At 44.4% G+C, this 14199-nt stretch carries 16 protein-coding genes; 5 read left to right on the top strand and 11 right to left on the bottom strand.

The genetic code is table 11. The annotated features are described in order from the left end of the window. The first annotated feature begins 4 nt into the window (after window positions 1-4). Genes rpsF through rpsR form a run of 3 tightly spaced genes read left to right on the top strand, consistent with a single transcriptional unit; the run spans window position 5 to window position 1176 of the window. Window positions 5-370, top strand: a complete 366-nt coding sequence (gene rpsF, locus IMZ28_RS08890; protein ID WP_197548244.1) for a 30S ribosomal protein S6 — start codon at window positions 5-7, stop codon at window positions 368-370. 27 nt (window positions 371-397) lie between these two features. Next, complete coding sequence (locus IMZ28_RS08895) at window positions 398-901, top strand: single-stranded DNA-binding protein (protein ID WP_197548246.1); 504 nt, start codon at window positions 398-400, stop codon at window positions 899-901. Between the two features lie 11 nt (window positions 902-912). Continuing rightward, window positions 913-1176 carry a 30S ribosomal protein S18 gene (gene rpsR, locus IMZ28_RS08900; protein ID WP_197548249.1) on the top strand — a complete coding sequence of 88 codons (264 nt, stop codon included), beginning with the start codon at window positions 913-915 and terminating at the stop codon, window positions 1174-1176. Between the two features lie 63 nt (window positions 1177-1239). On the opposite strand, the gene IMZ28_RS08905 is transcribed toward rpsR, so the two are convergent. The 8 genes from IMZ28_RS08905 to IMZ28_RS08940 form a co-directional block, all read right to left on the bottom strand. After that, entirely contained in the window at window positions 1240-1941 is a 702-nt protein-coding gene (locus IMZ28_RS08905) for a class I SAM-dependent DNA methyltransferase (RefSeq protein WP_197548251.1), read from the bottom strand. Then, window positions 1934-2554: an ATP phosphoribosyltransferase gene (gene hisG / locus IMZ28_RS08910; protein ID WP_197548253.1), complete on the bottom strand. Its 621-nt coding sequence runs from the start codon at window positions 2552-2554 to the stop codon at window positions 1934-1936. The genes IMZ28_RS08905 and hisG overlap by 8 nt, the downstream gene beginning before the upstream one ends. A 126-nt stretch (window positions 2555-2680) precedes the next feature. Beyond that, on the bottom strand, window positions 2681-3325 hold the full coding sequence (locus tag IMZ28_RS08915) for a type III pantothenate kinase (protein ID WP_197548255.1): 645 nt from the start codon (window positions 3323-3325) through the stop codon (window positions 2681-2683). Window positions 3326-3340: 15 nt separating this feature from the next. Further along, complete coding sequence (locus tag IMZ28_RS08920; protein WP_197548257.1) at window positions 3341-3673, bottom strand: hypothetical protein; 333 nt, start codon at window positions 3671-3673, stop codon at window positions 3341-3343. A gap of 19 nt (window positions 3674-3692) precedes the next feature. Beyond that, window positions 3693-4508, bottom strand: a complete 816-nt coding sequence (locus tag IMZ28_RS08925; RefSeq protein ID WP_197549839.1) for a tyrosine-type recombinase/integrase — start codon at window positions 4506-4508, stop codon at window positions 3693-3695. Between the two features lie 67 nt (window positions 4509-4575). Then, a complete protein-coding gene (locus IMZ28_RS08930) occupies window positions 4576-5589 on the bottom strand; it encodes a hypothetical protein (protein ID WP_197548259.1) in 1014 nt (337 codons plus the stop codon). After that, the gene (locus IMZ28_RS08935; RefSeq protein WP_197548261.1) at window positions 5590-6168 is read right to left on the bottom strand and encodes a hypothetical protein; all 579 of its coding nucleotides are present in this window, start codon (window positions 6166-6168) and stop codon (window positions 5590-5592) included. A 380-nt stretch (window positions 6169-6548) separates the two neighbouring features. Beyond that, window positions 6549-8768: an endonuclease MutS2 gene (locus IMZ28_RS08940; protein ID WP_232087465.1), complete on the bottom strand. Its 2220-nt coding sequence runs from the start codon at window positions 8766-8768 to the stop codon at window positions 6549-6551. Between the two features lie 101 nt (window positions 8769-8869). On the opposite strand from IMZ28_RS08940, the gene IMZ28_RS08945 reads away from it, so the two are divergent. After that, window positions 8870-9853, top strand: a complete 984-nt coding sequence (locus tag IMZ28_RS08945; protein WP_197548264.1) for a helix-turn-helix domain-containing protein — start codon at window positions 8870-8872, stop codon at window positions 9851-9853. 10 nt (window positions 9854-9863) lie between these two features. Next, on the top strand, window positions 9864-10499 hold the full coding sequence (locus tag IMZ28_RS08950; RefSeq protein ID WP_197548265.1) for an arylesterase: 636 nt from the start codon (window positions 9864-9866) through the stop codon (window positions 10497-10499). A gap of 331 nt (window positions 10500-10830) precedes the next feature. Here IMZ28_RS08950 and murC read toward each other — a convergent pair whose 3' ends face one another. The 3 genes from murC to IMZ28_RS08965 form a co-directional block, all read right to left on the bottom strand. Further along, the gene (gene murC, locus IMZ28_RS08955; RefSeq protein ID WP_197548266.1) at window positions 10831-12144 is read right to left on the bottom strand and encodes a UDP-N-acetylmuramate--L-alanine ligase; all 1314 of its coding nucleotides are present in this window, start codon (window positions 12142-12144) and stop codon (window positions 10831-10833) included. 76 nt (window positions 12145-12220) lie between these two features. Beyond that, window positions 12221-12823 carry a hypothetical protein gene (locus IMZ28_RS08960; RefSeq protein WP_197548267.1) on the bottom strand — a complete coding sequence of 201 codons (603 nt, stop codon included), beginning with the start codon at window positions 12821-12823 and terminating at the stop codon, window positions 12221-12223. 125 nt (window positions 12824-12948) lie between these two features. After that, complete coding sequence (locus tag IMZ28_RS08965; protein ID WP_197548268.1) at window positions 12949-14088, bottom strand: succinyldiaminopimelate transaminase; 1140 nt, start codon at window positions 14086-14088, stop codon at window positions 12949-12951. Between the last annotated feature and the right edge of the window lie 111 nt (window positions 14089-14199).

Below are 14199 nucleotides of genomic sequence, written 5' to 3' on the forward strand. Positions count from 1 at the left end.
ACACATGACTTGTTATGAAACACTGTTCGTAGTTAAACCTACATTGACAGAAGAAGAGATTGCGGCTCAGATCGCGAAGGTAAAAGAGGTTCTTGCCAAAGTAAATGCAGAACTCCTTGCAACAGATGACATGGGTATGAGAAGACTTGCCTATCCTGTAGAAAAAAATGACAGAGGGTACTACACAGTACTTTTCTATAAAGCTGAAGGTGCAGCGATCGCTGAAATCGAAAGAAACCTGAAGATCAACGAAGAGGTCATTAAGTTTTTAACTGTAAAATATGTTAAAAACAAAGAGATCGCACAATTTGACAACCTTGTAGCTGCAGCAAACAAAGAGAAATCTGAGAGCAAAAGCGAAGAAGCGTAAATTGCGCGACTGACAGGAGCAACCCTTATGTACAACAAAGTGATTTTAGCAGGAAACCTTACCAGAGATGTAGAGGTGAGATATACGCCAAGCGGAAGTGCCATCGGCTCTACAGCTATCGCAACTTCCCGTAAGTTCAAATCTGCAACCGGTGAGCAAAAAGAAGAAGTGCTTTTTATAGACCTTACCTTCTTTGGAAGAACGGCTGAGATCGCAAACCAGTACTTGCGTAAGGGCAGCAAAGTTTTAGTGGACGGAAGATTGAAGCTTGACCAGTGGACAGCACAGGATGGAAGCAAAAGAAGCAAACACTCAGTAACGGTGGAAAACCTTCAAATGCTTGGAAGCAGAGATGAGAACAGTGCAATGGGCGGGAACACCTATGGCGGACAGCCCCAGGGTGAACCAAATTACGGTGCACCGGCACAGGAGAGCTACAGCCAGCCTGCCCCATCTGCACCACAGTCTGCACCAGAACCAGCTTCAAACATTCCGGAAATAGACATCAGTGAAGATGAAATACCGTTTTAGGAGAAACACCCATGGCAGAAAGAAGAAAATTTAAAAAAAGATATTGTAAATACTGTGAGCAGAAAGTTGATTTTATCGACTACAAAGACTTGAATGCACTCAAATTCAGCTTGAGCGAAAGATTTAAGATCATGCCAAGAAGATTGACCGGTAACTGTAAAAGACACCAGGAGATGGTAACTGTAGCGATCAAAAGAGCAAGACAAACTGCACTTATCCCTTACATCGTTGACAGAAAAAACGTTGTAGAGAATCCGTTCGAGATCATCAAATAAAACAATGCAGCTTCAAGCTGTATTCTCCCCTTGAGGGAGAAAACCTCTCTTTTTTACTTCCTCCTACTTTTTCAACACCATAAATATTTTATCGGCCTGCTCCATTTCATAAAGAACGACCTCATCATACTGTACAAGTTCCAAGCTGCTTAATGCAACAATCTCTTCCAGAGTATGATAATACTGTCTGATCGTCTCTTGATATTTTCTAAAGCACTCCCCTTCTTTTTCAAAGAGTGTGAAATCTGACGTGTATCTTCCCTCATCAAACTCACTGTCGATCGTCAAAAAACGTCTCTCATCATCAACGATGAAGGAGCCTACTGCCACCTCTTCAAAACCGTACAAAGTATTGATATCACAGAGGAAGTAACCTCCCTCATTCAAATGCTCATACACACATTTCAAAAAGTTTTTCAGTGCCGCTTTGTCCAGATAGTTCAACATATCAAACACTGCCGTGATCACATCATAACTATTGTCAAGCATACAGAGGTCGATGCACTCCGCATCGATCCCCTGAGCCTTTGTCTGTGTCACCATTACAGGGCTGAGATCAATCCCTTTGACATGAGGGATACCCAATGCTCCTTGCATCTGGCGGAGAAAATCACCTGAACCACAGCCTACGTCAAGCAGGATATCAAAATTGATACTGTTTAAAAAAAGAAGATAGTGGGCATACAAGACAGGTGCTGCCTCTTTTACCCCGAGAAGGTCCTCTACTTTCGCGTAAAGGTCAAGTGAATCCGAACTGTTAGCCATTTCTTTCTACAACAGTTTTGATCTTTTCATACAGAGAAAGGATCTCCCCTTTTTTGGCATAGAAGCTATTTTTGTTGGCAATAAGATGTGCAGAGGAGTCCATGATATCCTCGGCCACTTTCAAGCCGTTCTCACGCATGGTATTACCCGTTTCAACAATATCCACAATGGCATCGGCAAGCCCAACAAGCGGTGCCAACTCGATAGAACCGTAAAGCTTGACCACTTCAACACCCACTGCCTTCTTGGCAAAATAGTTCTTGGTGATGTTCACCATCTTGGTCGCTACTTTGATGTTCGGACGGCTCCAGTCAAGTTCATCTTCATTTTTGATCCCGATGGCTACTTTACATTTTCCCAGCTGCATATCGAGCAATTGAATAATATCAAGCTCTTTTTCTGTAATGACATCCAGTCCGACTACACCGATGTCTGCCGCGCCATGTTCCACATAGGTCGGTACATCCTGGTTACGTACATTGAGAAAACGGAAGCCCTCTTTCTCCATAATAAGCTCACGTCCCTCAAACCTGAACTCACCTCCGAAAATCTCACCAAAAATCTCCAGTGTCTGTTCCGCGATTCTCCCTTTTGGAAGAGCAACTGTTAACATGGCATCTCCTTATTGGAACTGAGTGAATAGTGTCGGTATGTATTGCTTCGCAATGCTTTGATCATCGATGACATTGTACCCTTTCTCCTGTATAGCAGCATCGCCCCGCAATGCATACCATCATTGTTAATTGTTCATTTGTTTACTTGCTTTCAATGCATGTTGCATACCTTTAAAAACAAGTGTTTCATCATAAATTCCGTCTCTGAAAAACCCGGCAAGATATTTGCCGTCTCCACCGGTAAAGTAGAGTCTCTTTTTGTCTGAGGTCTTCTCTATGAGTGTTTTGATAGACGCGATTATACCATAGCTTATCTGCTCTTTTGTTGTAAGCGGAAGCTGTGTAACATCTACATGTTCAACCAACGGAACATCCAAAGCGGGTGAGATACGTTTATAGCTTTCAAGCATTGCTTTAAGACCGGGAAAGATATAACCTCCTTTATAGATACCGCGCTCCATCACATCGACTGTAATGGCAGACCCGGCATCGACAAACACTCCGCTGTCATAACTCAGACAGAGTGCTTTTCTATCTATACCCATCGTATCATACTCATTGGGAAGATGTATCTGCCCGGAAATATTTTTCCATGATGTTTCCTGCTGTAATCTCTTCTCCAGTTCCTGATTTACAGAAATATAAAAGATTTCTTCTTTACCGTAGTCTACGATAGCATCATCTGGCAATAAATGCCTCACCTTTTGATTATGATAGATATGAATACGGCTATTACCGATATCTGCTAACAATAACTCCTCACTTCTCACTCCTTGCTCCTTGCTTTACGGTTTTACCGCAAACACTCTCCAGCCATTCTCTTCAAACAGAGATTTTGCTTTGGAACAGAGCGGTGCTTTAATAATGATGTACTTCTTCTTGACCTTGCTGTCAATATATCTTTCAAGCTTCTCATGCAGTGCTATCAACTCCAGAGCTTCTTTACGCAGCACCCTGCTTTTTTTCTCAAGTACCATTACCAAGGCATAATACCCTTTTAGATCGATTCCAAGATAGATCTCTATCTTTTTACGGGATCCAAGCTCTTTTGGACTTACAGATTTCAACGACTTGAAAATGATACTTTTTTGCTGTAAAAACTCTACGACTTCTTTCATACTGTCATCTTAACCTAACTTAACTCAAAGGATGATAACTGCGCATTGTCTCTTGCAGATTCTGTTTCTGTATATGGGTATAAATCTGTGTTGTCTCAAGAGAACTATGCCCCAAAAGCTCCTGTACCACACGCAGATCAGCTCCCCCTATGATAAGAGAAGAGGCAAAAGAGTGACGCAGGACATGAGGAGAGACTCCCAGGTACTTCTTGACGATCTTATAGGCAGAGATCCGGCTGAGTACATCACCTTTGTAATTAAGCCAAAGATAACTGCTTGACATCTTCTCCTCTGCCAGATAAGCTTCAAGTGCTTCAAGAGCAACAGGCGCGAGCGGCACCACTCTCTCTTTCTCCCCTTTGGCAAAACGGATCTTCAGCCATCCCTCCAGTACATCGCTTCTTTGCGCGTTCAAAGCTTCACTTATACGGCACCCGCTGGCATAGAGAAATAAAATAAGTGCATAATCCCGCAAACCTTGCAGTCTGCTCCGGTCTATCATCTCCACTCCTGCCATAATCTCTTCTGGACTGAGATATTTTGGCAGGTTCTTTGGTATTTTTGCCATAGGGATCCTGATCTTTTCATCAGTAAAGTTCTGCCGATGACAAAAGGTAAAAAAGGTATTAATTGCAGAGAGTTTTCTGTTTAAGGTACGTTTATTCTCAAAGGTGGAGAGGAAGGAGAGCACATCGGCAGTATCAAGTCCGGTAAGAGATTTGGCCGTAAAAGATGCAAGCTGCTGCAAATCTGCGAGATAGGATGAAACTGTCAGAGCATCAAGTGCCTTGGTTACACTCAAATACTCTTCAAACGCTACCAGAATATCAGTAATGGCCACTCCTTAAAATCGACTGGTCGAACACTTCCAAAACAGTTGACGGATCACGCATAGGATATGCCTACTGATACCCCAGTTTATCAAGATGAATGACCGTTCCGTCTTTATAGAGTTTACTGCCTGAAATGAATACCGGAGATTTCACTTCACCGACATCATAGATCTTGTATTGTGTCAGACCGCTGTCAAGGACAATGAGGGATCCCTGTTTATCCAGTGCATAGATTTTACCGTCAACGGCCGCTGCTGCTGAGAACTGTGCGAACTTGAACTTCTGCTTCGCGAGTTCTTTAAGCATAATGTCAAGCTTTATAATCTCTCCCTCTTTGGTGAAAAGATAGATATTGTTCCCGGCAATATTGACTTCGGCGATATTTGCTCTGTATTCAAACTCCCCCTCACTTCCAAGCGTCAACAGTTTCTTGGGTGTTGCTGCGACCAGTGTATCTCCCGTTCTGGAAAGGTAGACAATATTGTTAAATACCTTGTCACTGCTGAGATAGACCACTTTGGCATTTTCGGGGTCCCGTACATCAAAGATAACAAGTTTCCCATCCAGCATCGGCATAACCACAAGTGAATCGATGAATATGGGGCTTGCTGCCCTCGTATCGATAGCAAAAGTCTGTTCTGAGCGATTCTCTATGATCTTTCTGTTATCGCTGATACGATAAAGTCCATAGGCATTGTTATTGAGGATATAGCCGATCATCCCGTTCTTGATACTTGCAGCTACAACAGGCATACTGAGAGATATCTTACGTACAGTTTCTCCTGTACTCTTGTCAATAACTTTCAGCATACCTTCATCATCTCCTGCGAGGATATAGCTGGAACTCTCACTGAGGAACCGATACCCCTCTCCAAGAACATGCTTGCCAATACCGTTCCTGCCGATATATTGTCCATTGGAAAGCGTTGCCCCCTCACGACTGATATCTATGATGGTTCCGCCATATCCGCTTTCGGCCATAGAAGCCGAATAGGTGTTTTCCGGCTCGAAATACTGTTTGGAACTACATCCGGAGAAGAGAAGTGCGCCTGCTGCCAGAAGAGGAAGGATAGTTGTTCTCATCTATTTTCCCTTTAGTGTGGAATGTTCAAGCAGTTTTGCCAGCATGGAAAGAGAGGAACGTCCATCGATCAGTGCCAATTTGGATTTTGCCTTTTCCATATCTCCGGCTTTGATCTCGATATATGCCTCTTCAAGATACACCAGTTCTGTATAGAGTTTTGAGTCAACCGGCTTTTTCTCTATTGCACCGACTGTATATCTGCTCATATCTGCGATAATATCATTTTTACTGTCACTGACACCGGCAAGTCTCTTTATATCTTTTGTCTTTGCTGCCTGTGAGAATATATAGACTTCATGGAGCGCCGGATTATTTTCTTTCAATACAGAAAGTGCCTCTGTGTCATTGGGGTTGTTCTGTAGTGTCAAAAGTGCCTGGTTTGCCGCTTCAAGCTTGGATTGCCGTACAGCACTCCAGCCTGTAGTCACTACAAAGAAAAGCAAAGCAGCTCCGACTGCTCCCCAGACAACAATTTTATACTTCTTGTAAAGCGACTCCAGCTTAAAGGCACTCTCCAACACTTTCTCATCACCACTCAACTCAGTTTTGACATATTTGACATCATCTTTAATACTCACGTAGTGCTCCCTTCTGTTTTATTCATACTATTATACCAACTTGGCATTAAGAGAAGCTCTAATCACAGATAATACCTGGTAATTGGTTTTTCCTATATGTTCGGGATTACCTTAAGGGCACCTCTAATAACCCCATACGCCCATAATGGGTTTTGCAGATGTGAGATTTTGCAAGAGGCTTTCAAGTCCTAGCCAAAGCTAAGACGATGGAAGCATCTTGTGAAAGATCACGTCTGCAAAGCCCACCCTTTGGGCAATGCCGGCTTTGCCCTATGCGGCGTTACACTTTTTCGACTTAGCTACGGCTAGGTCTGTAAAGTGTGCCTTGCCTAGAACAAAGCCAGCAATGTTATGAGCATATGGGGTTATTAGAGGTGCCCTTAAAGCTCTACCACTGTTATACCCAGATTGCCAGGCATACGGTAGAACTTCTGGATCTTAGGATGTTTTTTAAGATATTCGGTTACCAGCTTTGCCAAGACCCCGCCTCCTGTTCCATGAATGATCTGCACTTCGCTTAGACCGTTCACCAGTGCATCAGAAAGGAACTTGTCAACCGTATCGATCGCTTCATCCGCATACATTCCCAGAAGCTTGACAGAGACAGAAGCACCGCTCTTTTCCACCTGGTGGGTCGCTTTTTTCGGCTTAGAAGGTACTTTGAGCTTTGGTGTCTCTTCTCGTTTTTTCAACTCTTTTAGCGGTACCCTCATTTTCAGTCCGTCCACAATGATTGTGGCATCTTTTCCCCGGATAGAAAGCAGTTCACCTTTGTGGGAACGGTATTTAACCTTGTCCCCTTCCTTCAATGGCTTGCTCTCTTTGATCTTGGCCTCTTTCACCTCTACCTGTTTGCGCTTATGCGCTTCATTGAGCAGACGCCGCCCTTCGGTCGACTCCTTTGCCTTCAGTGCTTCGCGTGCCTTCTTTGTTGCTGCATTGTAGCGGTTCTCAAGTGTTGCCAGTGCCTTACGGTGCTGCTCTTTAAGACGTTCTTCTTCATTGATGAGCTTCTGTCTCTGCTTCTCGACTGCTTTAAGCTCACTATCGATCTTCTCTATCTTCTGACGCATCTCACGCTCAAGTGAGGTCGACTTCTCTATGAGCTCATTCAGGTTCTCCTTGTCCTCACCGTAGACCTTCTTCGCCTCTTCGACAATGACAGGAGGTACGCCATAGCGCTGAGCTGTCTCAAAAGCGTAACTCTTACCAATACTTCCCTGGAGAAATGTATAGGTCGGCACCCGCCGCTCCTCATCATAAAGGGCTGCTACCAGTTCCACCTCATCATCACTGGCCATCAGAGACGCCAGACGTTTGTGGTGGGTAGTGACCACAAAGTGGATCCCCCGTTTCTTCAAAGCTTCAAGCATGACACGAAAGAGAGATGCCGCCTCATCAGAATCGGTTCCCAGCTCAATCTCATCCACACCGACAATAGCATCCTCTTTGGTGAAGAGTTTGGCGAACTCCTGCATACGACCGGCAAAAGTTGAAATATCATTTTTGACCGACTGAGGATCATCAATGACTGCTTCGATACTTTTGTAGTGTCCTACCTTCGTACGGGCGGCATCACACTTGAACGGAAGAAGATATTTGCTCATATAGACCGCTGCAAGCAATGACTTGAGCAGCATAGTCTTTCCTCCGGCATTCACTCCGGTAACAAGCAGAATGGGTTTTGACATATCAATACTCACCGGTACCGGATCTTCTATGGCCGGGTGGGCGAAGTCATGCAGTACAACTCCTTTGCGCTTTGACGGAAGCACGAATTCATACTCTTTTGCTCTGGCGAAACTGACACGTGCCTGGTAGTGGTCAAATCTGTCGTAGGCTTTATTGATAAAATCAAGAAAACGCTCCCATCTGAAAAAAGTTGCCGAGATCTCCTTGCAATAGCGCCATATCAGCTCCGAGCGGTTGCTCAGCAGTGCAGCCTCTTTCTCTTTCAGATGGGATACTGCCTGGGGGACAATGTAAAAAAAACCTGCCGAACTGCGCCCTGTAACCGTGGCTTTAATGGCATGATTAAAACCTCCGCGCACCAACAGTGTCTCTTCACCGTTTTGTAAGTGTACCTGGGTATCAACAAGATAGTCTCTGAGTTTCGCAGAGTGTGTCAAACGGTAAAGTGTCTCTTTGATCTCCGACTTGTTACGCTTGATGGCACGTTCAAGACTCAGTAGTTCAGGATCACGCTCCGGATTGATCTCCCCCTCTTCAGTAAAATACCCGATGATCTCCATGATCTCTTCGGGGATCTCGATCTGCCGTACCCACGAACCGAGCGGTTCTGGCAAAGAGAGTGTCTTTAGCTTGTTGAAATAGGAGACCATTATCACAAAAGCGTAGATCTCTTCCAGTGCCAGTACACCCTGTTTTTTAATGAGATTGAGTTCTCTGTCAAGGTTCGGAGTCTTCTCCGGCGGGGGGAACTGTACAGAAGAAAGCGCCTGAATATATCGGTAGTGCTGATTAATATCTCCCATCATTGCTACAGACTTTTCACGTGCGAAAAACTGCTTGAACTGACGGACATATCCGTCCAGATCCAGTTTCTGTACGATCGACTTTTCACCTACCTCTTGAGACACTGTTTTCCTTCTGTAATTCATTGAATTGAATTATACTATAGGGTACCTCTAATTTATCAGCTATTTTTATGAAGCTTTTAAAATAAGAGGAGCATCACGAAATGATTGTTTATAAATTTGGGTATAATAGAAGTATGACGCATAAAAAAGAGGTATTTATACATCAGAAATTCAATGATGAGGACTTGATGAAAAAGAGTTCTGCAAATTGGAACTATGATACTGTTTATAAATTACTGCCATATGCATGTGAAGGGGAGAACACTATGATCTTCCTGCCTCATATACAACTCACCTACGTAATAAGCAGTGGCGGGATCCTGTATGATATCAACTCGCCTGGGGGCACAGTCTCTGCGGGAGTTGTCCTGGAAGCGGAGAGCAAAGCCTGTTTTGGACAAACCAAACTGAAAAAGGGTATGGTCGTCTTTTTTGACGATAGAAAATCCTACAGTCTGTTTATCAGCCGGAAACTCAAAATATCTATTATCAGCTTTCCAAAAAAAACGTACAGAAAACTGAGCCAGATGCTCAGCAAACATAACCTTGAGACCATTGAAGATACAGACAGCCGCTTAAGCACTTTCCTCTCCGATATACTTGAATCCTTTAAGAACAACCCTTCTATCATGGAAAACACAGAAAAGCAGGAAGAGATAGAGACACACCTCCTGGAACAGCTCTCCATTCTGCTAGAGAAGCAGACACCCGCACAGCCAAAACTCACCAAAGGCGAGAAGATCGCTCTGCAGATACGTGACAGGATCTACTGCCATATCAGTAAAAAAGTAACTATCTCTTCCCTTGCTGAAGAGTTCAGAATCAGTGAGCAGACCCTGCAAAATGCTTTCAAGTCACTTTTTGGATTTACTCCAAACAGATTCCTGCGCCATATCAAGCTGAACCATGTCCGGCAGACCCTGATACATGCTGACCCTCAAAGCGATACCATTGTACGTATCGCGAATAAATGGGGATTTACCCATATGGGACACTTCTCACGCTACTATACCGATCTGTTTGGAGAGAATCCCTCTGTAACACTGAACAGAAAGCCTGAAGAAGAGAAAAAAACAGGAGAATAGAGAGAGTGGGATGAAGTATCTTCTCATCATACTGCTTTTTGCCGCAGTTGTGCTTTCATTGACAAAAACAACACACACCGCCAAACAACCCCTTCAACAAAACGATACCGTTCTTGCTGTCGGGGACAGTCTTACCTATGGTTTCGGTGCCAAAGCAGATCAGAGCTACCCCTTTCTTCTTTCCAAAAAGAGTGGCCTGACTATCATCAATGCCGGCATCAGCGGAGAAACTTCATCGGAGGGGCTGCGTCGTCTCCCTGAACTTCTGGAACAGTATCATCCCAAACTTACCATTCTCTGTTTCGGAGGGAATGATATTTTACGAAAACTTTCCATGCAGCAACTCAAAAACAACCTCAAATCAATGATAATACTCGCAAAGAAGAAAGGAAGCGATGTACTTCTTATTGCCATACCCACTATCACTCTCTTTGGCCTTGATCATCCGGATCTGTATGAAGAGGTGGCAGAGGAGACCGGTACCTCTCTGCTAAGTGGTGTTCTCTCAGAAATACTGGAAGACCCATCACTCAAAAGTGACTATATACATCCCAACGCTTCAGGATATAAAAAGATGGCCACGAAGGTCTATGAACATCTTGTGACAGAGGGGTGGATAGGAAATTATTACTCCCCCATTAAATAACCCGAATGTTTGATGCTGCAATTTCGTTCATAATCAAGGCAGATTTTTGCAGGACTCGCCAAAGTGAATTCAAGAAAATCTAACGTGGAGTATGGGCGAAAGTGCTACACCCTTCGGGGAGAACGAGACGAGGCGACCTGCACGCAAAAAAATCTTTGAATTACCTACGGGTAGTCCTTCATATTTTTTCACGTACATCTCACCTCGTCTCGTTCTCTCAAACTTTCGGGTTATTTGATGGGGGAGTAATAGAACTCTCTCTCCTGATCCTGCCTGAAACATGAAAATCTCTCATGCATGGCACATCTGTAGGAAACAGCCTCTCTCTCCTTTAGGCCTCTCCCCGTATCTGGTAGGTAATATCTCCCGCCCCAAATGCGCACACAAGACCTTGGGCATATTCACGGATCACTTTCCCGTCCTTGAAGACCTTTACTACACTGTCCTCTTTCGTTACCACATCTGCCATCAGAAGTTTATATCGGCTGAACGCTCCTTTCAGATCGATATCTACTTCCAGTTCGCCCGCTGACCAGATAGGCAGGATAACCAGTTCATCCACCCCTTCGAAGCACTCGACAAATCCCGGAAGGTTGTCGATGGTACGTGTGTACTTATGCGGCTGCCAGATCACATTGAGCTTGTGGAAACCTCGCAGCTCTTTATAGTTCTGCAGTGACTGCATCGTCACCTTGATCTCGGTTGGATGATGCCCGTAGTCATCTATGACCACCATCTGCTGCTGATTCTGCACGATGTCAAAACGTTTTTTGATCCCTTTGTAGTTGCGCAGATTCGCTCTAAGTGTCTCCAGGTCCTCTCCGAGCTCCAATCCGGCCAGGATAGCCAACGCCGCATCAAGTGCAATGTGTTCACCGAAACCAAAGACCTCGAAACTGCCAAACTCCTTGAAGGTAAACCGTGTATGCGGTTCTCCTCCTAGCAGCACGAATTCGATATTGCTCAGGTCTTTGGAGGGATAGAGCTTGATACTCTCCATTTCGAGGGAGGAGAGAAATTTATCCTCTGCATTGATGACACGTACTTTTGCCAATGAAAGAAAATTTCTATAGGCATTATAGAAGCGCTCTTCATCATATCCGTAATATTCCATGTGTTCAGGTTCGACATTGGTCACGATGGCAAGATATGGATTGGAGTTAAGGAAACTCTCATCACTTTCATCCGCTTCAAAAACCACTTTGTTATTGGGATAATTCCGTACGTTGGAACCAAACTCTTTGGAGATCGCTCCGATCAGTGCATTGGATTTGGGAAGGAGAGAAGCAAGCATCGCAGAGGTTGTACTTTTACCGTGTGCACCACCCACAGCATACACCACTTTATCACCTAAAATGAACTTCAGTGCCTCTTTTCTTGAGAGCAGTTCAATACCAAGTTCACGGGCCCGTTTATATTCGGGGTTATTCGGACGTACTGCTGCAGAGTAGATAACCCTGTCCACACCTTCAACCGCATCTTCATGGTGGGGGATGGTGATCTTGGCATTGAAGTTGGTTGCCAGGTCATTGGTGATCTCTGTCTGCTTGATATCCGAACCGGAGATCTTGTGCCCGTCATTGTACAAAAATTTTGCCAGTGCCGAAAGACCGATACCGCCAATACCTATAAAGTGTATTTTCATTCTTCCTCCTTCAAAGGTGTGCAGCACACCTTGCCTTCCCTCTGTCACGTTCAACTGTCACTATCATCCAAAAACGCTATACGTTCTTATCTTCTTCCAAAACCTTTAACTCCTCTTTCCCCTGCTGCACATATTTTTTATACATCGTCAGTAAAATATCTGTCGGCTGGACAAAGGTCTGGATAAAGAATGCCAACGGATCGTGCGGATCGATATCCTTGACATCCACAAGATTCTCTATGAAGTCATCGAACTCCATACCGGACATTACCGCTGCTGCATGTACCATCATTGCATCTTTGAGTTCATCGTAGTCAATCGTGTGGTAAAGAACAAGGAACATCTCCTTCGCACCTTTCTTGTCCTTTTCACTGTAACGCTGAATGGCATGCTCATAGATGGCTCTGGCAATGGCACGCTCCTCTTCGTTGGTAACAACATTGAAGCTCCTGTGCTCTGTCAGGTAAGTTGCCAGTTTGTCAAATGCTGTGTTGACAATAAAGGTGAAGATCTCATTGATCTCATCTTCAGGTGCTTCGATGACCAGCTGAGCATCAAGCAGTTGATACCCCTTATGCACACTCTCCTCGTCTTTACACTCTTTTTCCAGTCTCTCTATATTAGCGAGGAATTCAGGGTCTTTCTTGAGCTCCTCTACATGAATTTCAGGCATTTCCATTATTATCTCCTTCTGCCTGAGCAAAGCCCGGTCAGAATTCCTCTCACTAAAGCTTCGCCTATTGGCTCAGTTGTTTGTTTCATTACTTTCCTTTATTACAAAATAAAAGCATTGCCGTACAATACTTACTTCTTACTTCCCAACTCTTCATTCAATGCAGCAATACGTTCAAGCGCTTCTCTCGTCTTCTCTTCCTCATAGACAAGAGCCAGACGCACATACCCTTTGCCTTCTCCTTCTCTGCCAAGGAAAGATCCGGGGATCACTTTGAGGTTGAAACATTCGTAGAGTTTGACGGTATAGTCTATCTCGTCATCAACCTTCAGCCAGATGTAGAATGTCGCGTCGGGAGCTTCCGTACCAAGTACCTCTTTGGCGATCTCAAAGTTCTTTTTGTATTTCTCTCTAAAACCGTCCACATGTGTCTGGTCCGCCCATGCGACCGCCGCTGCATACTGCAGAGGCAGAGGTGAAGCACAACCCACATAGGTTCGGTAAACCATATACTCTTTAAGTATCGCTGCATCCCCTGCAATGAACCCGGAACGCAGTCCCGGTGCCGAGGAGCGTTTGGAGATGGAGTTGACTACCAGTACATTCTTGAACCCGGGGTTACCTGCTTCGATGCTGGCATTAAGCAGAGAAGGAACGGGTTCGTTCAGATAGAGATCGGCATAACACTCATCATTCAGCAGTACAAAGTCATATTTGAGCGCCAGTTCCACCCACTCTTTCATCTGCTCCATATGCATAGTGGAAGAGGTAGGGTTGTTCGGTGAGTTCAGTATCACAAGATTGGCTTCTGCCAATACCTTCTCATCGACCACCGGCTGGAAATGGTTGTTCTCATTGAGGTTTAGATAGACCACCTCTGCCCTGCTCGCCTTTGCTGCCCCTTCGTAGATCTGGTAAAAAGGATTGGGAAAGACCATCAATGGTGCTTCAATATCATGTAGAAGGAACTGCGGAAAGTTGAACAGTACTTCCCTGGTTCCAAAAGTCGGGATGAGCTGTGCATTCTCCAGTGTCAGTGAAAAACGGTTTTTGAGATAAGAGAGCATCCCCTCTCTGAGTAGCTGTTCACCGGAAGTTTTTGGATATTTGTTCAACAGTGGTGCATGTTCATTGAGTGCATCAAGAATAAACTGTGGAGTCGTAAACTGCGGTTCTCCTATCGTCAGAGACAAAGGAGTATAGTCACTGTTGGGAAGGACATTCTCAAGAAGATTGTTGAGCTTCTCGAAAGGATAGGTTTCAAAGTTCATGGATCGCCTGATTTTTTGGGATATTATATCGAAGTTGGGGTTAAAACTTTGAAAAACAAGATACCTGTAAAAGGAAGATCGGAAGTACTCTTACAACTCTATATCGCATGG

The sequence above is a fragment of the Sulfurovum indicum genome (assembly GCF_014931715.1).
GTDB classification, from domain to species: Bacteria; Campylobacterota; Campylobacteria; order Campylobacterales; family Sulfurovaceae; genus Sulfurovum; species Sulfurovum indicum.